At 68.2% G+C, this 22,052-nt stretch carries 20 protein-coding genes and 1 tRNA gene; 7 read left to right on the top strand and 14 right to left on the bottom strand.

What is annotated here, in order from left to right; genetic code table 11:
• Positions 1-27 precede the first annotated feature (27 nt).
• Complete coding sequence (locus tag E8P82_RS12690; protein ID WP_136455389.1) at positions 28-783, bottom strand: SDR family NAD(P)-dependent oxidoreductase; 756 nt, start codon at positions 781-783, stop codon at positions 28-30.
• A gap of 257 nt (positions 784-1,040) precedes the next feature.
• Positions 1,041-1,114: transfer RNA gene (locus E8P82_RS12685), tRNA-Lys, on the bottom strand.
• A gap of 165 nt (positions 1,115-1,279) precedes the next feature.
• Between E8P82_RS12685 and E8P82_RS12680 the strand changes: the two genes are divergently transcribed.
• The 3 genes from E8P82_RS12680 (at position 1,280) to E8P82_RS12670 (ending at position 3,782) form a co-directional block, all read left to right on the top strand.
• Positions 1,280-1,939, top strand: a complete 660-nt coding sequence (locus E8P82_RS12680) for a hypothetical protein (RefSeq protein WP_136455388.1) — start codon at positions 1,280-1,282, stop codon at positions 1,937-1,939.
• 214 nt (positions 1,940-2,153) lie between these two features.
• Positions 2,154-2,771, top strand: a complete 618-nt coding sequence (locus E8P82_RS12675) for a DUF47 domain-containing protein (protein ID WP_136455386.1) — start codon at positions 2,154-2,156, stop codon at positions 2,769-2,771.
• The gene (locus E8P82_RS12670) at positions 2,772-3,782 is read left to right on the top strand and encodes an inorganic phosphate transporter (protein ID WP_136455384.1); all 1,011 of its coding nucleotides are present in this window, start codon (positions 2,772-2,774) and stop codon (positions 3,780-3,782) included.
• A 3-nt stretch (positions 3,783-3,785) separates the two neighbouring features.
• Here E8P82_RS12670 and pstB read toward each other — a convergent pair whose 3' ends face one another.
• From pstB to pstC, 3 genes are read right to left on the bottom strand one after another with little or no spacing between them, the layout of a single operon-like run.
• Positions 3,786-4,565 carry a phosphate ABC transporter ATP-binding protein PstB gene (gene pstB, locus E8P82_RS12665; protein ID WP_136455382.1) on the bottom strand — a complete coding sequence of 260 codons (780 nt, stop codon included), beginning with the start codon at positions 4,563-4,565 and terminating at the stop codon, positions 3,786-3,788.
• Positions 4,566-4,624: 59 nt separating this feature from the next.
• Complete coding sequence (pstA, locus tag E8P82_RS12660; protein WP_136455381.1) at positions 4,625-5,728, bottom strand: phosphate ABC transporter permease PstA; 1,104 nt, start codon at positions 5,726-5,728, stop codon at positions 4,625-4,627.
• Between the two features lies 1 nt (position 5,729).
• Positions 5,730-6,662, bottom strand: a complete 933-nt coding sequence (gene pstC / locus E8P82_RS12655) for a phosphate ABC transporter permease subunit PstC (RefSeq protein ID WP_136455379.1) — start codon at positions 6,660-6,662, stop codon at positions 5,730-5,732.
• Between the two features lie 246 nt (positions 6,663-6,908).
• On the opposite strand from pstC, the gene E8P82_RS12650 reads away from it, so the two are divergent.
• The 4 genes from E8P82_RS12650 (at position 6,909) to E8P82_RS12635 (ending at position 11,834) form a co-directional block, all read left to right on the top strand.
• Positions 6,909-8,036, top strand: a complete 1,128-nt coding sequence (locus E8P82_RS12650; RefSeq protein WP_136455377.1) for an FUSC family protein — start codon at positions 6,909-6,911, stop codon at positions 8,034-8,036.
• 36 nt (positions 8,037-8,072) lie between these two features.
• Positions 8,073-9,458, top strand: coding sequence for a DNA repair protein RadA (radA, locus tag E8P82_RS12645; RefSeq protein WP_136455376.1), 1,386 nt, complete (start codon positions 8,073-8,075; stop codon positions 9,456-9,458).
• Positions 9,459-9,679: 221 nt separating this feature from the next.
• On the top strand, positions 9,680-10,756 hold the full coding sequence (gene disA / locus E8P82_RS12640; RefSeq protein ID WP_136455374.1) for a DNA integrity scanning diadenylate cyclase DisA: 1,077 nt from the start codon (positions 9,680-9,682) through the stop codon (positions 10,754-10,756).
• Positions 10,757-10,835: 79 nt separating this feature from the next.
• The gene (locus tag E8P82_RS12635) at positions 10,836-11,834 is read left to right on the top strand and encodes an HhH-GPD family protein (RefSeq protein WP_136455373.1); all 999 of its coding nucleotides are present in this window, start codon (positions 10,836-10,838) and stop codon (positions 11,832-11,834) included.
• A gap of 6 nt (positions 11,835-11,840) precedes the next feature.
• On the opposite strand, the gene dhaM is transcribed toward E8P82_RS12635, so the two are convergent.
• The 9 genes from dhaM to lysS all read right to left on the bottom strand — a co-directional run bounded on the left by dhaM (position 11,841) and on the right by lysS (position 21,954).
• Positions 11,841-12,587, bottom strand: a complete 747-nt coding sequence (gene dhaM, locus E8P82_RS12630) for a dihydroxyacetone kinase phosphoryl donor subunit DhaM (RefSeq protein ID WP_136455371.1) — start codon at positions 12,585-12,587, stop codon at positions 11,841-11,843.
• On the bottom strand, positions 12,584-13,234 hold the full coding sequence (dhaL, locus tag E8P82_RS12625) for a dihydroxyacetone kinase subunit DhaL (protein WP_136455369.1): 651 nt from the start codon (positions 13,232-13,234) through the stop codon (positions 12,584-12,586). Before dhaL ends, dhaM begins: the two co-directional genes overlap by 4 nt.
• Before the next feature lies 1 nt (position 13,235).
• Complete coding sequence (gene dhaK, locus E8P82_RS12620) at positions 13,236-14,237, bottom strand: dihydroxyacetone kinase subunit DhaK (protein WP_136455368.1); 1,002 nt, start codon at positions 14,235-14,237, stop codon at positions 13,236-13,238.
• 212 nt (positions 14,238-14,449) lie between these two features.
• Positions 14,450-14,959, bottom strand: a complete 510-nt coding sequence (locus tag E8P82_RS12615) for an amino-acid N-acetyltransferase (protein ID WP_136455366.1) — start codon at positions 14,957-14,959, stop codon at positions 14,450-14,452.
• Between the two features lie 78 nt (positions 14,960-15,037).
• Entirely contained in the window at positions 15,038-17,065 is a 2,028-nt protein-coding gene (locus E8P82_RS12610; protein WP_136455364.1) for a S9 family peptidase, read from the bottom strand.
• Between the two features lie 187 nt (positions 17,066-17,252).
• Positions 17,253-19,760, bottom strand: coding sequence for an ATP-dependent Clp protease ATP-binding subunit (locus E8P82_RS12605; RefSeq protein ID WP_136455363.1), 2,508 nt, complete (start codon positions 19,758-19,760; stop codon positions 17,253-17,255).
• Between the two features lie 122 nt (positions 19,761-19,882).
• Positions 19,883-20,212 carry a histone-like nucleoid-structuring protein Lsr2 gene (locus E8P82_RS12600; RefSeq protein WP_136455361.1) on the bottom strand — a complete coding sequence of 110 codons (330 nt, stop codon included), beginning with the start codon at positions 20,210-20,212 and terminating at the stop codon, positions 19,883-19,885.
• Positions 20,213-20,281: 69 nt separating this feature from the next.
• On the bottom strand, positions 20,282-20,494 hold the full coding sequence (locus E8P82_RS12595) for a hypothetical protein (protein ID WP_136455359.1): 213 nt from the start codon (positions 20,492-20,494) through the stop codon (positions 20,282-20,284).
• 2 nt (positions 20,495-20,496) lie between these two features.
• A complete protein-coding gene (lysS, locus tag E8P82_RS12590; RefSeq protein ID WP_136455430.1) occupies positions 20,497-21,954 on the bottom strand; it encodes a lysine--tRNA ligase in 1,458 nt (485 codons plus the stop codon).
• Between the last annotated feature and the right edge of the window lie 98 nt (positions 21,955-22,052).

Genomic DNA, 22,052 nt, shown 5'->3' with positions numbered 1-22,052 from the left:
CTGGCGGACACTCGCGCCGGGGTCGGCTCAGACTGCCGTGTAGCCGCCGTCGATGAGGTAGTAGCTACCCGTGACGAAGGAGGCGTCGTCCGACAGCAGGAAGCGGACGACGCGCGCGACCTCTTCCGGGCTTCCCAGACGTCCGAGGGGGTGCTTGTCCACAAGCGCTGCCAGTACTTCCTCGCTGAGGTTGTTCTCGAGCAGCGGCGTATTGATGTATCCGGGCCCGACGGCGTTGATGCGCAAGCCCTGAGCACCGTATTCGGCGGCCGCGTTCCTCGTCAGACCCACGACCCCGTGCTTGGCGGCGGTATAGGCGCCGTTGCCGATCGCAGCGACAGAGCCGTGGATGGAGGCCATGTTCACGATCGCGGAAGCGTCCGCTCCTGCCTTCAGCATCTCCGGGATCTGGTAACGCATGCCGTAGAGCACGCCGTTGAGGTTGATGTCGATGACCCGGTTCCAGTCGTCGAGGTCGACTTCGCCCGCCGGAGCCTGGTTGCCGCCGATGCCGGCGTTGTTCACCGCGTAGTTCAGTCCACCGTAGGTTTCCACTGCGAAGCGAACGGCTTTGTCGGAGTCCTCGGCCTTGGCTGTGTTCTGCTCCAGAGCGGCGGCCGTTCCGCCGGAGTCCGAGATCTCTGTGACGACGCGGGTGGCGGCGTCGAGGTCGATGTCGGTGACGACGACCTTCACCTTGTGGGAAGCGAGTTCCTTGCTGATCGCTTCGCCCAGTCCTGACCCACCGCCGGTGACGAGCGCAACTCTGCCTTCGAATGACATGGTGTCCCTGCCCTTCCTCTGCTGAATAGTGATGCGCAAGCGCCGGGTATCAGCATCGATCAGCTGTGACCGGATCGCTCACCCTTCAACCGTGGCCGGCCGGAGCCGGACGTCGCGGAAGGCGACATCGCCACCCTATCCACCGGAATGCATCACGTCGAGCAACGGATGGCACCGGCCCTGCGATACCGCGTCCCATCAGCCGAACGACGTACGATGAGTCGCATTCGCCGAGGCGAAGCTCTCCGGACAGGTCGTGGGCCCTGTGGGGATCGAACCCACGACCCACGGATTAAAAGTCCGTTGCTCTAACCAACTGAGCTAAAGGCCCCTGCACCTGCCGCGCTCCTGGCGGCCTGAAGAGGCCCCGCGCGGCGATGACCCCATCACTTTAGCGTAATCGCCATGCCCGACGGGACAGCCGGAGGCACCTCGGCGCCGTGCTGCTACCGGACGGTCTACGCGGCTCGCTACCGACGCCGAACAGCCCAGGAGTATGGTTCATCCCATGGACGGCGACTACACGAGCAAGAGCCCACGGCCCCACAAACCGAGGCCGTTCGCCCCCGCGGACTTCGAGATCTTCGCGGGAGGAATCGATCCCTCCCGCGTCTCCGAAGCAGCCCACATGGCGGCGCACGCGCTGGTGCACCACGGGCGCGACGCCGACGATCCGGAGGTCACCCGGCGCCTGGTCGAGCTCGCGGATCAGCAGGGGCTCGAAGCCATCGCCGAGATGTGGGCCGAGAGCCCTGCGCGGTCCCTGCCCGGTGCGCTCTGGCGCCTCTACGCACTGCGTGCGGCCACCCAGCAGAATCCGGAACGGATCGCCGCCTACTTCGCCTCCGGCAAGGAGACCGCGCAGGTCTCGAAGGTCGTCGCCGGCGTCGCCGAACCACCCGGTGCCGCCGAGATGACCGTCATGGCCAACACCATCCTCTCGGGAGCGTTCGACGGCGAGTTCGACGTGGCCCTCGAACGCTTCGCGGCCTTCTGCCGCGTCGTCGCCCTCGGCCAGGCCAATCATGCCGATGCTGCCGAACTTGCCAACGGTACGCACGCCTCCAAACTGACGCGAAGCTCCAGCCAGCTCGTGAGGACCGCAGAGGATCTCGAACACGCGGCGGCGGCATGGCGGCGGGGAGAACTCGACTGAGCCTGCGGTCAGTGCCCCGGTTGACAGTTCCGGCAGGGACGGCAAGACTTGTTGCGGCGTCGAGCCGTGGAACCCCCGGGCTTCAACACCCAGCCGCTTCGAGCGGCCTTCCGCCGAGAGGCGCTCCCGGTTCGGCGCCACTGCTCTGCCCCCCGGATTCCGGTGCACTCGGCACCGATGCACCGGACAGCCCCCGCCCTCCGAGGAAGATCCCGTGAAGCTACGCCTCTTCCCCCAGGAGAACGCAGGGCCCGAGCTGCTCTCACGCATGGCACGGCAACTGGTGCTCGGCGTGGGAACCATGTCCGCCATCCTCGGCGCGTCCACCGAGGAGTACGACGCCCTCTCCGAGGAACTCCACGAGCACGAGTCCGCCTCGACGGATCTCCACTTCGCCCTGCTGACCTCCATGCGCACCTCCTTCATCAACTCCCTGCCGCGGGAGGACATGTACTCCCTCTCGCGACTGCTCAACGAGGCCATCGAGAAGCTCGACGGCGCCGGCGAGCTGATCGCCCTGTACAGGCTCAGCACGCTGAGCCAGCGCGCCTCGGACCAGCTCGAGGTCATCAACCGGCAGGCAGAGCTCACGGCCGTCGCCATGCAGCAGCTGAGCTCGATGGAGGACCTCGAGGAGTACTGGATCGAGATCCTCCGGCTGGCCAAGCGTGCCGAGCGCACGCATCGCAGCTGGTGCGCCGAACTGATGCACGACCACAAGCCCTCCGTCTACCTCCGGCATCGTGATGTGGCCGATCAGCTGGTCGACGTCACCCGGGACATCCGGCGGGTCGCGACGCAGGTGGGCAGCATCCTCGTCAAGGAATCGTAGGTGGAGCCCCTGCTCCTCGGCGCGGTGATCGCCGCCGCGGGTGGTTTCGCCTTCCTGAACGGTTTTCACGATGTCTCGAATTCGGTGGCCGCAGCGGTACGGACGCGTGCGCTCACCCCGACGGTCGCCGTCCTGCTCGCCGCACTGTTCAACCTGGTGGGGGCGCTGCTGGGTACGTCCCTGACACTGCTGTTCATCGACGCGGCCGGCGGGCTTCCCTCCGGTGCCACGGGCCTGGCCATCCTGCTGACCGCGCTCGTCGCGGCCTGCGGCTGGGGCATCCTCACCTGGTACCGGGGGACGCCGTCGTCGTCCACGCACGCCCTGCTCGGTGGAGTCATCGGCGCGGGCGTCGCGTCGCGCTTCACGGACCATCGAAGCATGGAGGGCGCGAACGAGGCGCTGCTGCTGCAGATCGTCCTGCCGCTCATGCTCTCCCCGATCATCGCCTACCTCGTGGCCTACGCCGCCGTCTTTCCCTCGACCTGGCTGCTGCGCCACGGCTCACCTGCCAGGGTGAACAGCGGCAACCGGATAGCGCAGTCCGTGCTGACCGGGGTCTTCGCGCTCGGACACGGTATCCAGGACGGACAGCGGACGACGGCGGTGGTCCTGCTGGCGCTGGTGGGCGCAGGCTACGCCAGTGGCTCGGGGACACCCATGTGGGTGCAGGTGTTCGCCGCCCTCCTGCTGGCGTCAGGGGCGATGTTCGGTGGGTGGAGGATCACCCACACGCTGGGCCACCGCCTGGTGCAGATCGATCCGATGCGCGGCACCGTGGCCCAGGGCATCGGATCGGCGATGCTGCTCATCGGCGCGGTTCTCCTGCATGTCCCGCTCTCCAGCACCCACGCCATGACCTCGGCGATCGTCGGGGCAGGAGCCAATGAGCCTTTCGCCTCCGTCCGCCGTCCACGCGTGGCACGGATCCTGCTCAGTTGGCTCGTGACAGCGCCGGCAACAGCGCTGCTCGGTGCGGTGCTCTTCCTCGCGCTGAGCCCTCTGGTGTAGGACCTACCCGAAGCGTCCGGAGACGTAGTCCTCCGTCGACTTCTGGACCGGGTTGTTGAAGATGGTGGTGGTGTCGGCGTACTCGATCAGGTTACCGGGCATGCCCGTTCCCGCGATGTTGAAGAACGCCGTCCTGTCCGAGACGCGCGCCGCCTGCTGCATGTTGTGCGTCACGATCACCACCGTGTAGTCGGCCTTGAGCTCGTTGATGAGGTCCTCGATGGCGAGCGTCGAGATGGGGTCGAGGGCTGAACACGGCTCGTCCATGAGGATCACCTGGGGTGAGACGGCGATGGCGCGAGCGATGCACAGACGCTGCTGCTGGCCACCGGACAGTCCGGAGCCCGGGCGCCCCAGCCGGTCCTTGACCTCGTTCCAGAGATTCGCGCCGCTCAGGGACTTCTCGACGAGATCATCGGCGTCCGACCTGCTGATGCGCTTGTTGTTGAGTTTCACGCCCGCGAGCACGTTGTCGCGGATGGACATGGTGGGGAACGGGTTGGGTCGCTGGAAGACCATGCCGATCTGACCGCGGACGGTCACGGGATCGACGGCGGAGTCGTAGAGATCGTCGCCGTCGAGCAGCACCTCGCCCTCGACGCGCGCCCCGGGGATGACCTCGTGCATCCGGTTCAGCGTCCTCAGGAAGGTGGACTTGCCGCAGCCCGAAGGGCCGATGAACGCGGTCACCGAACGGGCTTCGATGGAGATGTTGACGTTCTCCACGGCAAGGAACTTGCTGTAGTAGACGTTGAGGTCCTTGACGTCGATTCGCTTGGACATGTTTTCCTTATCGGTTCCTGGAACGCTGTGTGTCGGAGAGGACGGGAGAAGAACAGGACTCAGCGGCTGGTCCTCGGCGCGAACGCCCTCGCGATCAGGCGTGCCACCACATTGAGCAGCATGACCATGATGATGAGGATCAACGCCGCCGCCCACGCGCGCTGGGTACTGGGATCGATGTTCGTGGGGGAGGTCGGGGTGAGGATCTGGTAATAGATGAACGTCGGGAGCGTGCTCATCCATCCCTGGAAGACATTGAGGTTGATGGAGCTCGCGAAACCAGCGGTGACGAGGATCGGAGCGGTTTCTCCTACCACCCGGGCAATGGCGAGCGTCACACCGGAGGCGATCCCGGAGATGGCCGTGGGGACCACGACCTTCAGTATGGTGCGCCACTTCCGGACGCCGAGGGCGTAGGAGGCCTCCCGCAGCTCGTTGGGGACGATCCTCAGCATCTCCTCCGTGGATCGCACGACGACCGGGATCATGAGCACCGACAGCGCGACGGAGGCCACGAAACCGGTTCGCGTGCCGGGGCCGAACACCAGCGCGAACAGTGCGGCCGCGAAGAGGCCGGCCACGATGGAGGGGATACCGGTCATGACGTCCACGAAGAAGGTGATGGCGCGGTCGAGTGCGCCGCCCTTTCCGTACTCCACGAGGTAGACGGCGGCCAGGAGGCCGATCGGCACCGACACGAGAGTGGCCCAGAACGTGATCTGGAGGGTACCGACGATCGCGTGGTAGGCACCGCCGAGCACCGGCGTCCCGTTCTCCACGGAGGCATTGTCGACGGCGCCGGTGACCCCGTTCATGGACGTGAAGAGGAAGTCGTACGAGAGCCCGGGCAGTCCCCGCTCGAGGACCGTCCAGATCACGGACAGCAGTGGAAGCAGTGCGATCACGAAGGACCCGTAGACCAGATAGGTCATCAGCGAATCGGCTGCCTTGCGGCTGCCCTCCGCTGCCGCGGTGACCAGGGTGGCGCCGAGGACGAAGAAGACGGCCGCGAGAACCGCCCAGGCGAAGACGTTGAACCCGACGAGTGCCGAGACCGCTGCCGCCAGCACGACGGCCGCGCCGAGGACCACCCAGACCGCGTATCCGGGCAGTCTGCCCTTGGTCAGCTGCGAGCGCCGCTTCTGAAGTGTCGAACTGCTCATCTCAGTTGGCCCCCGAGAATTCCTTGTGCCGCCCGATGATCCACCGGGCGATGATGTTGACGACCAGGGTGATCACGAAGAGCACCAGTCCCGCCGCGATGAGCTCGCTGAGGCGCAGTCCGAAGGCTTCGGGGAAATTGAGGGCTATCTCCGCGGCGATCGTCTGGTTCCCCGACTGGATGAGGCTCGCCGTCAGGGCGCCGCCCGAGAGGACCAGGGCCACCGCCATCGTCTCCCCCAGTGCCCTGCCGAGGCCGAGCATCGCCGCACTGATGATGCCGTTCCGCGCGAAGGGCAGCACCGCCATCCGGATCATCTCCAGTCTGGTGGCACCCATGGCCAGCGCGGCCTCCTCGTGCAGCGTGGGGGTCTGCAGAAAGATCTCCCGGCTCAGCGACGTGATGATCGGCAGGACCATGACGGCCAGGACGATACCGGCCGTGAGAATGGTCTTGCCCGTCTGGCTCGCGGGCCCAGCGAAGATGGGGATCCAGCCCAGATTCTCGGCGAGCCAGCCGTAGCCGGTCGCCAGTCTCGGCGCGAGGACCGCATAACCCCACGCCCCGTAGACCACCGAGGGAATGGCGGCCAGCAGATCGACGACGTACCCGAAGGTCATGGCCAGACGCCGGGGAGCGTAGTGCGAGATGAACAGGGCGACACCGATCCCCAGCGGAGTCGCGAGCAGCAGGGCGATGGCGGCGGCGATGACGGTACCGACGACGATCGGGAAGATGTAGGCCGCGAAGCCCTCACCTCCGGTGATCTCGGCCGGATCGGCGCCTGCGACCGGCAGCGCCTGAAGGATCAGGAAGAGCGCTACACCGAACAGGACCGCAAGGATCAGGACACCTGCTCCGAGGGCGGCCGCGGAGAAGACCCTGTCTCCGGATCTACCTGCAGGATCACTTCTGGTCAGAGTGGTGGTCGACACGAGTAACCCTTCGGAACGAAGATGATGGGCGGCGCTGCGCGCTCGGAACAGATGTCACGGTACGTGATCCTCGGGTGGCACCCGGTACCGACGTGGAGGACCGGCATACGTCCCCGACAGTAGGACAGGCAGATGACGCCATTGGCGGGGGTTCCTTAACGGGAGATGAACAACGCTGCCCTTCACTGCCCGAGCCGTCCGCCCGGGTCCGGACCCCAGATCGAAGCACCTCATAGACTTGGGTCCATGCCGCCACGCCGAGGACTCTCCGCAACCCTCGCGTTCCTGCGCAAACGCACGAGAATCGGATTCAGGCGCAGCTCGTCGTCGGTGGTCACCGCGCTGCAGATGACCGTCGGCGCCGTCGGTGCCTATGCCTTCGCGGAGGAGGTCCTGGGTCATGAAGGACCCCTGTTCGCGGCGACCTCGTCCATGATCGCACTCGGTTTCTCCCGCGACCCCCGGGTTCGCCGCGTCCTCGAGGTCGCGGTGGGCTGCACACTGGGCATCGCGGTGGGCGACATCCTCCTGACCCTGTTCGGTACCGGTCTGTGGCAGGCGGCTCTCGTGTTGTTCGTCTCCATCCTCCTGGCGCGTTTTTTGGACAGTGGCACCATCTTCACCACGCAGCTCGGGCTGCAGTCACTGCTCGTGGTCCTGCTCCCGGCTCCTGACGGCGGCCCGTTCACGCGCAGCCTCGACGCCGTCGTCGGCGGTCTGTTCGCCCTCGTCATCACCATGCTGGTACCCCGGGATCCGCGCCGGGAACCCAAGACGGATGTCCGCGGGCTCCTGGGTGAGCTCTCGTACGTCCTCAGGGAGGGCGCCGTCGCCCTGCGGGAGAGCGATGCGACCCGTGCCTGGCACGCCCTCGTGCGAGCGCGGGCCACCCACTCCACACTCGAGGGCCTGACCACCAGCATGCGCTCTGCCGAGGAGGTAGCCCGGATCTCTCCGGCGTACCGCAGGCACCGTGACGAACTGGGGTCCCTCCGGCAGGCCGTCGGGTTCATCGACCTCGCCGTCCGCAACAGCCGCGTTTTCTCGCGGCGTCTGACCTCGGTGATCAATCATGCGGCACTGACGGACGAGGCCATCGAACACCTCGGCCAGGCGCTGGAGGACGCCGCCGACGGCGTGGACCTCCTCAGCCGGGCGCTGTCCGGTCGTGATGCCACGGAGCGCAGTCTGAATCTCCGCCAGGCGCGGATCGAGCTCGCCGCCGTCGCCGACCAGCTCCATCCCGAGCCCCTGCACATCCGACGTCTCGAGGGTGAAGGGCTCGTCCTGCTCCTGCGACCGCTGGTCGTGGATCTGCTCGAGGCCACCGGCCTCTCCCACGAGGACGCCGCAGCCTTCCTGCCACGGCTCTGAAACTCGCCTGTCGGTGAGCGCCGATAGCCTGAGTGCATGGCAACCAAGACCTCCCCTGCTGCCCGTGCGGGTCGCAGCAACACCCCCAACTACCGCTGCGCCGAGTGCGGCTGGACCACCGCCAAATGGGTGGGCCGCTGCGGTGAATGCCAGTCGTGGGGAACGGTCGAGGAGACCGGGCAGGTCGCGGCCCGCACCACGGCGGCGACCGTCGTCACCACACCGGCCAGGCGGATCGCCGACGTCGACGCGACGCTGTCCGGCTTCCAGCCGACGAAGATCGACGAACTCGACCGCGTTCTCGGCGGCGGCCTCGTCCCCGGAGCCGTGATCCTGCTCGCAGGGGAGCCCGGCGTGGGGAAGTCGACACTCCTGCTCGACGTCGCTGCACGGGTGGCGCGGCTCGGCAAGGACGTCCTCTACGTCACGGGCGAGGAGTCGGCGGCGCAGGTGAAACTCCGGGCGGACCGGATCGACGCCGTCGCGGACTCGCTCTACCTCAGCGCCGAGACCGATCTGGGCCAGGCCCTCGGCCAGGTCGAGTCGATCGACCCGGCCCTGCTGATCGTCGACTCGGTCCAGACGTTCAGCAGCGCCGCCGTCGACGGCAGTGCAGGCGGAGTGACGCAGGTCCGCGAGGTCGCGGCCTCCCTCATCAGCGCCGCGAAGGCGCGGGGCATGACCACCCTCCTCGTGGGCCACGTGACCAAGGACGGGTCGATCGCCGGTCCGCGGCTGCTCGAACACCTGGTCGACGTCGTCTGCCAGTTCGAGGGCGAACGCCACTCACGCCTGCGGTTGCTGCGCGCGGTGAAGAACCGCTACGGTCCGACCGACGAGGTGGGCTGCTTCGATCTGACGGACGCCGGGATCGAGGGACTCGCGGACCCGAGCGGCCTCTTCGTCTCGCGGACCAAGGATCCGGTCTCGGGCACCTGCATCACGGTGACGCTCGAGGGGCGGCGCCCGTTGGTCGCGGAGGTCCAGGCGCTGCTGGCGGAGTCGTCCACTTCGCAGCCCCGCAGGGCCACGAGCGGACTCGACAGTTCCCGTGTGGCGATGCTGCTGGCCGTGCTGCAGAGCCGCGCCTCGGTCTCGGTGCACAAGGACGACAGCTATGTGGCCACGGTGGGTGGGGTGCGGCTCACCGAACCGGCGACGGATCTCGCCGTCGCCCTGGCCATCTCCTCCGCCAAGACGGATCACCCGCTCCCGGCCCGGCTCATCGCCTTCGGTGAGGTGGGGCTGGCCGGCGAGGTGCGGCCCGTGCCCGGCATCAACCGGCGGATCCTCGAGGCGGAGAGACTCGGTTTCACGCATGCGGTCGTGCCGGCGTCGCCCGGGGGCACGGGCCCTGTTCCGGCGGGCTTCTCGGTGCGGGAGGTGTCCACGCTCGCCGAAGCACTGGCCCTGCTGTTCTAGTACGGCCGTCCAGCGTGGTGCTGTTCGCAGAACCGCAGAACCGCGGAGTCCCGCATGGTGGCAGGTCACTCGTCGCGGGCGGCACCCTGCGCCGCGGTGATCCGGGACGCCAGTAGTATTGTGACCGGCTGCGCGAGACGACGCAGCTGCCGTCCGCCTGTGGTCGGCGCCCGCCCGTCCGCGCCGGGCTTCCGACAGTGCGGATGGCGAAAGGATGGCCGATGGCTCGCAGTCCGGAGGACTCGCTGAAGGCTACCCTCGCAAGAGTAGCCCCGGGAACCCAGTTGCGCGACGGCCTCGAGCGCATCCTGCGGGGGCGCACGGGAGCACTGATCGTGCTCGGCTTCGACAAGACCGTGGATGCCATCTGTTCCGGCGGTTTCGACATCGGGATAGATTTCTCGCCGACCCGCCTGCGGGAACTGGCCAAGATGGACGGCGCGATCGTCTGCGACCGTGATGCGGGCCGGATCATCCGTGCCGCAGTACAGCTCGTGCCCGACCCCACCATCGAGACGCAGGAATCGGGCACACGGCATCGCACCGCGGAGCGGGTCGCGAAGCAAACCGGTGTGCCCGTGATCAGTGTCAGCCAGTCCATGCAGATCATCGCCCTCTACATCGACGGCATCCGCTTCGTCCTGGAGGGCTCCGAACCCGTGCTCGCCCGCGCCAATCAGGCCCTGGCGACGCTCGAGCGCTACCGCTCGCGCCTGGACCAGGTGACCAACTCGCTCTCCGCCCTGGAGATCGAGGCGATGGTCACGGTCCGTGACGTGGCCGTGATGCTGCAGCGCCAGGAGATGGTGCGCAGGATCTCCGAGGAGATCTCCCAGTACGTCCTGGAGCTCGGCGTCGACGGCCGCCTGCTCTCGCTCCAGGTCGAGGAGCTCACCACCGGGCTCGGCCCGGGCAGTGAGATGGTCGTACGCGACTACATGGATACCGGCTCCAGTGCCGCCACTCTGGAGGAGCGCACAGCGACCCTGCAGGGCCTGAGTTCCACGGAGCTGCTCGATCTCGGGACCATCGCCGGGGTGCTCGGTTTCGCCTCGAGCGTCGACTCGCTGGAGACCACCATCCAGCCCAAGGGCTACCGCCTGCTCTCGGGCATCAAGGCCGTGCCGCCCGCCATCGCCAATCGCCTGGTGGACCGCCTGGACGGGCTGCAGAATCTCATGGCGGCGAACATCGAGGACCTCATGGCCGTGGACGGCATCGGCGAACAGCGCGCCAGGACCGTCCGCGAAGGCCTGTCGAGGATCGCGGAGACGAGCCTGCTCGACCGCTTCCTCTAGCGGTCCTGTTGCAGACCTGTAGGCCCGGCACGACGTCGGCCGCGGGCACGCGCCGGCACACCTCGACCCAGGAGCAGTGATGAACACCGAGACAAGCGTCCCGGACTCCGAGTACGGTACCGGCGACGCCGACCGGAGGACGCGGCTGGTGCACCGGCGCCTGACGGACTGGTTCGCGGAGGCGGCCCGCGAGCTGCCCTGGCGGGACCCCGAGTGCTCACCGTGGGGCATTCTCGTCAGCGAGGTGATGCTGCAGCAGACCCCGGTGGTGCGCGTGCTGCCTCTCTGGCAGGACTGGCTCGAGCGCTGGCCCACTCCCGCCGCGCTTGCCGCCGAACCGGCAGGCGCCGCCGTGCGCCACTGGGGCCGGCTGGGCTACCCGCGTCGTGCGCTGCGCCTCCATGCCGCGGCGACGGCGATCGTGCTGCACCACCACGGCTCCGTTCCGACGACCCGCGAGGAACTCCTGGCCCTGCCGGGCGTGGGAGCCTACACCGCTGCCGCCGTCGCGGCCTTCGCGTTCCACCGACGCGAGACGGTGGTGGACACGAACATCAGGCGGGTGCAGGCTCGCCTGTTCGCGGGCGCGGCCCTACCCGCCCCGGCGCTCACAGCCGCCGAGATGCGACGCGCGGAAGCCCTGCTGCCGGACGACGACGCACTGTCGGTGCGGTGGAATGCCGCGGTCATGGAACTCGGAGCGGTGACGTGCACGGCCAGGGCGCCGGCGTGCCGGGACTGCCCGGTCCTGGACGCCTGTGCCTGGGTGTCCGCGGGCCGGCCGACTGCGGACTACACGCCCAGGGGGCAGTCCTGGGCAGGGACGGATCGTCAGGTGCGCGGAGCGATCGTCGCGGTGCTGCGTACTGCCGAAACTCCTGTTCCGCGCCATGTCCTCATCGAGGCTCCGGTCGATCTGGCCATGGGGGAGCCGGCGGAGATCGGCCCGCTCCACGCTGCGCTCAGGGCCCTGCACGGGCTGCGGGCTCCGAGCGAGCAGCACGAACGGGCTCTGGCCGGTCTCCTCACGGATGGCCTGGCGCAGGAGACCGACGGCGGCATCCGCCTGCCCGGTTGACCGGGATCAGGACGGTTCGCCGAACCCCGATTCGACCGCGTCACCGATGAACTCGAGCGCGGCCTGCGCGTCGGGTCCGCTGGCTTCGACCGAGACGGTTCTGCCCTGGCCCAGCCCCAGACTCATCAGGAGCATCACCGATGTGGCGTCCACGCCGTTCACCGTCACGTCCGCGTCCAGCTCCAGGAGACCGGAGGCGAGCAGCGCGGCCGGACGGGCGTGCAGACCCATCCGGTTCGGGAGCGTGAACACACCGCTGACGTGCGACCCGGAGGAGGCGGCGCCGGGAGAATCGGGCTTCCCACGGCCCGTTGCGCCCTGACTGACGAAGGGCTCGAGCTCGTCGGGACGGATCGAGACGACGGCGGCCTCCGCTGCACGCAGCACATCCTCGAGGGACGCGCCCGACTGGGACTGCACGGCGGCAGCGACAGCTCCCTCGACCAGGGCGGCCTCGGCGAGCCGCACCGATCCGCGCGCCTCGGCGTCGAGGAACTCCAGTGCCATCTCCGCGGTCATGACGGCGGAGCCGAGATCGGTCAGCACCACGACGCCGTCCCCGCCCATCGCCCGCCCGATACCGGACTGGACGCGCTCGAAGCTGGTTCCGATGCGACCAGCGGCGTCGCCGTCCCCGCCCGCGACTCCCCCCGCCGCGACGATCACGACGTCGGGCGCCATCTGCGCCGCGAGCTCCACAACGCCTTCGGCGATCTTCTCGCTGTGGGAGACGATCACCAGACCGACGCTCACGCGGAGCCTTCCTGCGCGGCGTCGGCCGCGGCCCGCAGGATCAGGGCGCTGGACACCGCGCCGGGATCCCGATGCCCCGCGCTGCGCTCGCCCAGGTAACTCGCCCTGCCCTTGCGGGCGATCAGCGGTTCGGTGCCGCGGGCGCCGGCCTCGGCCGCCCGGGCCGCAGCAGCCAGCACGTCCGCCGGCGTGGCACCATCCTGGGCTGCGGTCCGTGCCGCATCCGCGGCAGGGGTCCAGGCGTCCACCATGGTCTTGTCACCCACCTCGGCCTTGCCCCGGGCCATGATACCGTCGCGGGCGGCGCCGACCAGGGTCGCCACGAGCGCGGCGTCGACCTCCTCCGCGTCGCCGAGCGCGGTCGCTGCGCGCAGGAAGGCCGTTCCGTAGAGCGGTCCGGCCGCGCCGCCCACGGTGGACATCAGCGTCATGGCCACCAGTTTCAGCACGCTCGCCGGGGTGGCAGAGGCTTCCCCGGCGTCGATCCTGCCGATCACCGCCGTGAAGCCGCGGTCCAGGTTCTCGCCGTGGTCGGCGTCGCCGATGGCCCGGTCCAGCTCGATCAGCTGGGTGCGTTCGGCGGAGATCACGTCCGCCGTGTTCCGGATCCAGCGCAGGGCCCACGCGGTGTCGAGCACTTCGGCCACGTCACACCCCCCAGCGCAGCGCGGCGGTGTGGACCGGTGTGTCCCACAGCTCGAGCATCTCGTCGTCGGCACGCAGGACGGTCAGCGACGCCCCCTGCATCTCGAGGGCCGTGATGTAGTTGCCCACCAGCGATCGCTCGATCCTCACGCCGAGGCCCTCGAGCAGCTGCGCCACCCTCCGGAACACGATGTACAGCTCGCCGGCCGGGGTTCCGCCCATCCCGTTGACCATGACGATCGTCCGGTCACCGGAGACGAGCTGCAGATCGGACGTGATGGGATCCAGGAGGCGCTGCGTGATGCCGTCGGCGTCCTCCATGGCGATGCGGTGCCGGCCCGGTTCGCCGTGGATGCCGACGCCGATCTCGATCTCGTCCTCCGTCAGCTCGAAACTGGGCACCCCGGCATGCGGGACGGTGCACGCGGTCAGTGCCACGCCCATGGAGCGGACTCCGTCGATCACCCGCTGCGCCACCGCTGCGACGGAGTCCAGATCATCGCCCCGCTCGGCGGCCGCACCGGCGATACGTTCCACGAGGACCGTTCCGCCGACCCCGCGGCGCCCCGCCGTGTACAGCGAGTCCTCGACGGCGACGTCGTCGTTCACGAGCACCGAGCGCACGTCGACGCCGTCCGCTGCCGCCATCTCCGCCGCCGTCTCGAAGTTCAGGACGTCGCCCGTGTAGTTCTTGACGATGTGCAGGACGCCTGCCCCGCCGTCCACGGCCGTCGTCGCGGGAATGATGGCATCGGGTGTGGGTGAGGTGAAGACGGCGCCGGGAACGGCGGCGTCGAGCATACCCCGTCCCACGAAGCCTGCATGCAGCGGTTCGTGCCCGCTTCCCCCACCGGAGACCAGGCCCACCTTCCCCTGCACGGGCGCGTCCCTGCGCACCACGAACAGGGGGTCCGGGTGGACGGTCACGAGGTCTGCGTGGGCGATCCCGAAGCCCTCGACCGACTCCTCCACCACTGCTCTGGGGTCATTGATGAGCTTCTTCACGACGGGTGCTCCTTCGCTGCGGACGGACGGGCACGGCTGCGGCCCGTGACGCGATGGCCGCTCGATGACCGCGTGGACACTGGCCACGTTACCGCCCGCCGGTGCGCGCGCCTAGGGTGTGGACGGGGCCGCCCGCACGTGCGACCCCGGGCCTCCCTGCCGTCTACCCCGGTCACCCCGAGCGGACATCGCCGAGCCACCGGGTACGACGTTCAGAGCCGCCGGATCATCCGGGTGTTGCCGAGCGTGTTCGGTTTGACCCGCGCCAGGTCCAGGAATTCGGCGACGCCCTCGTCGTGTGAGCGCAGCAGCTCGGAGTAGATCACCGGGTCGACGACGGACTGGTCCTCCATGACCGAGAACCCGTGGCGGCGGAAGAAGTCGACCTCGAACGTGAGGCAGAAGACGCGGCTGACCCCGACATCGCGTGCCCCGGCCAGCAGCTCCTCCACCAGGGCGTGTCCCACCCCCGTTCCGCGGGCAGGCGGCGACGTCGCCAGGGTGCGCACCTCGGCGAGGTCCTCCCACATGATGTGCAGCGCACCGCAGCCGAGCAGCGCGCCGTCGGCATCCTCCGCGACCCGGAACTCCGGCAGCGCCTCGTAGTACGCCACCGTCTCCTTGGCGATCAGGATGCGCTCCTGCGCGAGCGGCGCGATGAGGGTCTTGATCGCCGGCACGTCCGAGGTGCGGGCACGGCGGACGGTGAAGGGCAGGCTCATCCGCCCACTCTACAAATCATCACGGCGTACCCTCACTCCGGATCAGCACGACGCCGGAACGGCACGGCGCCGGCCCGCCTACAGCCCCAGCTCCGGCGGCAGGTCGCGCTCCTGGCCGAGGAGGTGCTCGGCCAGGAAGGCCTCGATCACGGAGTACCAGATCTTCGCGTGCTGCGGCTTGAGGATCCAGTGGTTCTCGTCGGGGAAGTACAGGAAACGGTGCACTGTGGTCCCGTCGTCGGCCGCCGGCAGCTTCGAGGCCGAGAGGAGCTCGTACCACAGGCGCAATCCCTCACCGATGGGCACGCGGTAGTCCTTGTCCCCGTGGATGACGAGCATCGGCGTGCCGATGCTCCCCACGTGCCGGTGCGGCGAGTTCCGCAGCATCGCCTCGGGCGTCATCTCCCGCTTCCAGTAGAAGGCCGCATCCGTCGTGGCCCCGAACTGGTCCAGTGCCCACAGACCGGCATGGGTCACGATTGCCGCGAAGCGGTCCGTGTGCCCGGCGATCCAGTTCGCCATGTAGCCCCCGAAACTGCCTCCCATGGCGGCGATGCGCGCGGCATCGATCTCCTCCCGTGCCACGAGGTCGTCGGTCGCAGCCATGATGTCGGTGTACGGCGCGCTGCCCCACTGCCCCCAGCCGCGGTCGACCATGTGCTGCCCGTAGCCGGTGGACAGGGCCGGATCGGGCAGGAGGACGGCGTAGCCCCGCGCCGCCATGACCCAGGGGCACCACCGCCAGCTCCAGGCGTTCCAGGATCCGATGGGCCCGCCGTGGACCCACACCAGCGCCGGGACCTTCGACCCGGCGGAGGCTCCCTCGGGCAGTACGAGCCACGAGCGCACGCTTCGGCCGTCCTCCCCGACCGAGTCCACGCGTTCGAGGGTGCCCGGCAGTTCCGGACGCTCGGTGGGGTTCAGGAGCCGCTCGGTGGCGCCGGAGGCAAGATCCACGCGGACGATCTCGGGCGGGAACAGGTACGAACTGCGCAGGGCGTAGGCCGTGAGCCCGTCGGGGGCGACCCGGACGTCGGAGTAGGCGGCGGTGTCCTGCGTCAGCCGGCGCACGGACCCTGTTGCGACGTCGATCAGGAAGACCGGTGCCCCGCCGTCGTCGTCGGCCGTGACCACGAGGGCGGAGCCGTCGGGGAGCCATGCCTGGGGAACGGGCCAGCGGTCCCAGTCCGCTGCCAGCGGCTCGGGGTCGCCGCCGGCTGTGGGGAGCAGCAGCAGAGTGCTCTTCGGGGCCAGTTCGGCCGTGGTGCGCCGTTCACTGACCACGACCAGGTGGTTCCCGTCCGGACTCACCGGCCCGGGATGATAGTCGTTCGCCCGATCATCGAGCAGGACGCCGAACTCCCGTCTCGCGCGGTCGACGCGCGCGAGCACGGTGCGCTGGGACCCGAACTCCTCAGGAACCGTGAACGCCGTGAAGAGTACTGCTCCGTCGGGACTCAGGACCGGCTCGGCGTCCCGCAGCCCTGCGCGCGCGGCCGGGACGAGATCCTCCAGCGCTCCGGTCTCGCCGCCCTGCTCCCGCAGGTCGAAGTACCGCGGCTCCTCCGGGCCGAGATCGGCGTCCCAGTAGCGCACGGGGTATCCGGCGTGCAGGACGGCGGCCACTCCGGCGTCCTCGCGTCCGGCGCGGCGATCGGCGTCGTCCTCCTCGCTCGTCGAGCCTGCAAGGACACCGGCGGTGACGACGGCGACATCGGCGGCGGCCGCCGTTGTGACCCCAGAGACTCCGCCACGACGCGCCAGGTGCAGATATGCCTCACCGCCTCCGGCCGGCAGGCGCCAGAGCGCAGGGCGTTCCTCACCGTCGCCCTCAGCGGCATCCGGGTTCGGCCGGGCCGAGGTGAACAGGAGATCGCCACCGGGGAGGAACGCCGCCCCCGTCTCCCCGGCGGCGCTGTGCGTGAGCCGGCGGGCGGGCTGCCTGCCCTCGGGATCCACCTCCCACAGCGCTGTCCGGTAGGCGGTGCCCTTCGTATCGACGGTGGTCACGGAGGTGACCAGTCGCGTTCCCTGCCTGTCGAGGACGAGTCCGCCGACCCGGGGGACGGCGACGAACTGATCGAGGGAGGAGAAAGGGGTGCTCATGGGTCATCTCTACCACCGTCCGTGGCCCGGTGCACCACGCACTCCCGAAGGGATCCGGTGCCGGCAGCACCTGACCGGCCACCCGCTCCCTCGAAGTGTGGGATTCACCCGCAGACGGCGGAACCCGCCCTGGTGACCCGGGGCGGGTTCCGTACTGCAGGTGGTGCTGCCAGGCGCGGAGCGCGTCCTACTCGGGGACGGTCGCCTCCAGGGCCGCCGGCAGATCCTCGAGTGCCTTGGGCGCACCGTGGCCCACGAAGGTGAACCGGGCGTCGACACCCTCACCCTCGACGTCGACCTCGATGTGCTCTCCCGCGATGATCTCGCCGAAGAGGATCTTCTCCGAGAGCTGGTCCTCGATCTCGCGCTGGATGGTGCGGCGCAACGGCCGCGCACCCATCGCCGGATCGTAACCACGCGTGGCCAGCAGCACCTTGGCAGCCGGGGTGAGTTCCAGCGTCATCCCCTGGTCCGCCATGCGCTTGCCGAGCCGCTCGACGAACAGATCGACGATCTGCACGATCTCGTCCTGCGTGAGCTGCGGGAACACCACGGTGTCATCCACACGGTTGAGGAACTCGGGGCGGAAGTGCTGCTTGAGCTCCTCCTGGACCTTGGCCTTCATCCGGTTGTAGCTGGTGGTGGTGTCCGTGCCGGACTGGAAGCCCGTCATGACACCCTTGGAGATGTCCCTGGTTCCGAGGTTGGTGGTCATGATGATCACGGTGTTCTTGAAGTCCACCATGCGTCCCTGGCTGTCGGTCAGGCGACCGTCCTCCAGGATCTGCAGCAGCGAGTTGAACAGGTCCGAGTGGGCCTTCTCCACCTCGTCGAACAGCACCACGGAGAACGGCTTGCGGCGGACCTTCTCGGTCAGCTGCCCGCCCTCTTCGTAGCCCACGTATCCCGGAGGGGCACCGAAGAGCCGCGAGACGGTGTGCTTCTCCGAGTACTCCGACATGTCGAGGGTGATCAGCGCATCCTCGTCCCCGAACAGGAACTCGGCGAGCGCCTTGGCGAGCTCGGTCTTACCCACACCGGTGGGACCGGCGAAGATGAACGAACCGCCCGGACGCTTCGGGTCCTTCAGGCCGGCGCGCGTGCGTCGGATGGCCTGCGAGATCGACTTGATCGCCTCGTCCTGGCCGACCACACGATTGTGCAGCTCGGCCTCCATGTTGAGCAGTCGGGAGGACTCGGCCTCCGTCAGCTTGAACACGGGGATGCCCGTGGAGTTCGCCAGCACCTCGGCGATCAGTTCCTCGTCGACCTCGGCGACGTCGTCGAGCCCGCCGGACTTCCAGCGACGCTCCTTGTCACTGCGCTCGTCGTGGAGCTTCTGCTCCGTGTCCCGCAGGGAAGCCGCGCCCTCGAAGTCCTGGGAGTCGATGGCCGACTCCTTCTGACGCCGGACGTCGGCGATGCGCTCGTCCATGTCCTTGAGCTCAGGCGGCGCGGTCATGCGGCGGATGCGCAGCCGCGCTCCGGCCTCGTCGATCAGGTCGATCGCCTTGTCCGGCAGGAACCGGTCAGAGATGTACCGCTCGGCCAAGGATGCCGCGCTGCTCAGCGCACCGTCCGTGATGGACACGCGGTGGTGTGCCTCGTACCGGTCACGCAGACCCTTGAGGATCTGGACGGTGTGGTCCACGGAGGGCTCGGCCACCTGGATCGGCTGGAAACGACGTTCCAGGGCGGCGTCCTTCTCGATGTGCTTGCGGTACTCGTCCAGCGTCGTCGCACCGATGGTCTGGAGTTCACCACGAGCGAGCATGGGCTTGAGGATCGACGCCGCATCGATGGCACCTTCGGCGGCACCGGCACCCACGAGGGTGTGGATCTCGTCGATGAACAGGATGATGTCACCGCGGGTACGGATCTCCTTGAGGACCTTCTTCAGGCGCTCCTCGAAGTCACCGCGGTACCGCGAACCGGCGACCAGCGATCCGAGGTCGAGCGTGTAGAGCTGCTTGTCCCTGAGCGTCTCCGGCACGTCACCGCGGACGATCGCCTGGGCGAGGCCCTCGACCACAGCGGTCTTGCCGACGCCGGGCTCACCGATCAGGACGGGATTGTTCTTGGTCCGGCGGGAGAGCACCTGCATGACGCGCTCCATCTCGTGCTCGCGCCCGATGACCGGGTCGAGCTTGGACTCGCGCGCCGCCTGGGTGAGGTTCCGGCCAAACTGGTCGAGGACCACGGAGCCGGCGGGGGTTCCCTCCTGGGCAGGACCGCCGGCAGCGGCCGGCTCCTTGCCCTGGTATCCCGACAGCAGCTGGATGACCTGCTGACGGACCCGGTTGAGGTCCGCGCCGAGCTTGACGAGTACCTGTGCAGCGACACCCTCACCCTCACGGATGAGACCGAGCAGGATGTGCTCGGTACCGATGTAATTGTGGCCGAGCTGGAGCGCCTCCCGCAGGGACAGCTCCAGCACCTTCTTGGCGCGCGGGGTGAACGGGATATGACCGGACGGGGCCTGCTGCCCCTGACCGATGATCTCCTGAACCTGTTCCCGGACGGCACCGAGGGAGATGCTCAACGACTCGAGCGCCTTGGCGGCGACACCCTCACCCTCGTGGATCAGGCCAAGCAGAATGTGCTCGGTGCCGATGTAATTGTGGTTGAGCATGCGGGCCTCTTCCTGGGCCAGCACAACAACACGACGGGCACGATCCGTAAATCTCTCAAACATCAGACACACTCCTAGCTAACGTGTAATTCGATGCTACGGGCACCGCACGTGCTTTGGGGGCGTGTTCGCCACAGGCGAGAAAACGCCGGAGCCTACCGGTGCCCCGGCGCCTGCCGAGGGCGTCAGCGCTGTGCTGCTCGGTACGCCTCGACGATCTCGCTGTTGACCCGGCCCCGGGAGGAGACGTTGTAGCCGTTCTCCTTCGCCCATTCGCGGATCTGTGCTGCCTCCTGGTTGCGTGAGGACGACGGCGCACTGGAGCGCTGCTGCTTGCCCTGGGTGCTGCGGCGTGCGGCATTCACGTATTCCGAGAGAGCTTCCCTGAGTTCGGAGGCGTGCTGCTGCGAAAGATCGATTTCGTACTGCACTCCGTCGAGGCCGAACCGAACCGTCTCGTCGGCTTCTCCTTCGTCGAGGTCATCGATGAGAATGATTTTTACCTTCTGCGCCATAATGCACTCCTAATGGTCCCTGAAAATCAGTACCCCCGTAAATGAGTATGAAGTACTCATTCGGTCAGGTCAAAGACGACCATTCTTATCCGGGTCCATTCTGCCGCCGTCGTTATTGTCGCGCCCGCTCGCCCGGTCGCGGGCCTCCTGCTCGTCCTGCATCATCTCGGCGTGCCTCATCGCCTCGCGCTCGGAACGATCGGCATTGAAGATCGCCCTGATGACGAAGTAGAAAAGAACGGCGAGAACGGCCGAAGGGAGCAGGACCGCCACATATTCCACCCCTACTGCCCTCCCTCGGGCCTGAGAATGGGGAAGAGAATCGTTTCCCTAATTCCGACGTTCGTGAAAAGCATCACAAGACGGTCTATGCCGAGACCGATACCGCCCATGGGCGGTGCGCCGTATTCGAGCGCCCTGAGGAAATCCTCGTCGAGTTCCATCGCTTCGTGATCGCCCGCTGCGGCACGGCGGGATTGAATGGTGAGGCGTTCGCGCTGAATGACCGGATCGATGAGCTCCGAGAAGGCCGTGCCGCGTTCCATCCCCCCGATGACCAGATCCCACGCCTCGATGAGTCCCGGGTGCTCCCTGTGCGGACGGGCGAGCGGCTGTGCTGCCGGGGGGTAGTCGTAGACGAAGGTGGGCTGGATCAGGGTGGGTTCGACGATCTCCGAGAAGAGCTCGAGCACGATCTTCTCCGCTCCCCACGCGGGATCGAGCGGAACCTCGTGGCGCTCGGCGATCGAGCGGAGCTCCTGGGCGTCGGTCTCCGGAGTGACCTGCTGGCCCACCTGCGCGGACAGGCCGGGGTAGACGCCGAGCCATGCCCATTCGCCGTCGAGCTCGATGGTGCCCTGCTCCGTCTCGATGGATCGCGAGCCCAGCAGGTCGGCGCACGCGAGGATCATCTCCTGCATCCGCTCCGCCATCACGAACTGGTCGGCATAGGCCTCGTAGCTCTCGAGCATCGTGAATTCGGGACTGTGCGTCGAGTCGACTCCCTCGTTGCGGAAGATCCGCCCGATCTCGTACACGCGGTCGATCCCGCCCACGACGGCACGCTTGAGATACAGCTCGAGCGCGATCCTCAGGGTCATCTTCTGGTCGAACGCGTTCAGGTGCGTCTCGAAGGGCCGCGCGGTCGCCCCGCCGTGGACGAGCTGGAGCACGGGGGTCTCCACCTCGATGTATCCGTGCCGCTCGAGCGTCTCGCGCAGTGTGCGGGTGATGGCGGCGCGCGTGCGGACCATCTGGCGCGCTTCCTCCCGCACCATGAGATCGACGTAGCGCTGGCGCACGCGCGTCTGATCGTTGACGCCCGCGTGGAGGGTCGGCAGGGGGCGCAGGGCCTTCGACGCCATGGTCCATGCATCGGCCATGACGGAGAGCTCACCCCGACGCGAACTGATGACCTCGCCGTGGACCGCCACGTGGTCCCCGAGGTCCGCCAGGGACTTCCACGCCGCGAGGGAATCGCTGCCGATCTCGGCCAGGCTGAGCATGACCTGCAGCCTCGTGCCCTCGCCCTCCTGGAGGGTGGCGAAGCACAGCTTGCCCGAGTTGCGGATGAAGACGACCCGCCCGACGACGGCGACCTGCTGTCCGCTCGACTCCCCCGGCTCGAGCGCCCCGAACTGCTCCCTGACCTGGGCGAGCGAGTGGCTCCGCTCCGGTCGCACCGGGTAGGGCTCCATCCCGGCATCCAGCAGAGCCTCGCGCTTCTGGAGTCGGAAGCGCATCTGCTCGCTGAGGTCGTCCACGGGAAGGGTCTGGTCACTGGTCACGGAAGACAAGTTTACGACGCCGGCCCGGCCGCGCCGTCCCGGCGCTGACCGGC

This window comes from Arthrobacter echini (assembly GCF_004803505.1).
GTDB classification, from domain to species: Bacteria; Actinomycetota; Actinomycetes; order Actinomycetales; family Micrococcaceae; genus Arthrobacter_D; species Arthrobacter_D echini.
This window is presented reverse-complemented; position numbering and strand designations above follow the sequence as displayed.

Bases quoted from the DNA above. Each gene is read 5' to 3' on its own strand.
- disA (WP_136455374.1), top strand. From the start codon at position 9,680: ATGGCTCGCAGTCCGGAGGACTCGCTGAAGGCTACCCTCGCAAGAGTA.
- E8P82_RS12615 (WP_136455366.1), bottom strand. From the start codon at position 14,959: ATGAGCCTGCCCTTCACCGTCCGCCGTGCCCGCACCTCGGACGTGCCG.
- E8P82_RS12610 (WP_136455364.1), bottom strand. From the start codon at position 17,065: ATGAGCACCCCTTTCTCCTCCCTCGATCAGTTCGTCGCCGTCCCCCGG.
- E8P82_RS12680 (WP_136455388.1), top strand. From the start codon at position 1,280: ATGGTTCATCCCATGGACGGCGACTACACGAGCAAGAGCCCACGGCCC.
- E8P82_RS12605 (WP_136455363.1), bottom strand. From the start codon at position 19,760: ATGTTTGAGAGATTTACGGATCGTGCCCGTCGTGTTGTTGTGCTGGCC.
- E8P82_RS12690 (WP_136455389.1), bottom strand. From the start codon at position 783: ATGTCATTCGAAGGCAGAGTTGCGCTCGTCACCGGCGGTGGGTCAGGA.
- E8P82_RS12635 (WP_136455373.1), top strand. From the start codon at position 10,836: ATGAACACCGAGACAAGCGTCCCGGACTCCGAGTACGGTACCGGCGAC.
- radA (WP_136455376.1), top strand. From the start codon at position 8,073: ATGGCAACCAAGACCTCCCCTGCTGCCCGTGCGGGTCGCAGCAACACC.
- lysS (WP_136455430.1), bottom strand. From the start codon at position 21,954: ATGCGCTTCCGACTCCAGAAGCGCGAGGCTCTGCTGGATGCCGGGATG.
- pstB (WP_136455382.1), bottom strand. From the start codon at position 4,565: ATGTCCAAGCGAATCGACGTCAAGGACCTCAACGTCTACTACAGCAAG.
- E8P82_RS12650 (WP_136455377.1), top strand. From the start codon at position 6,909: ATGCCGCCACGCCGAGGACTCTCCGCAACCCTCGCGTTCCTGCGCAAA.
- pstA (WP_136455381.1), bottom strand. From the start codon at position 5,728: ATGAGCAGTTCGACACTTCAGAAGCGGCGCTCGCAGCTGACCAAGGGC.
- E8P82_RS12600 (WP_136455361.1), bottom strand. From the start codon at position 20,212: ATGGCGCAGAAGGTAAAAATCATTCTCATCGATGACCTCGACGAAGGA.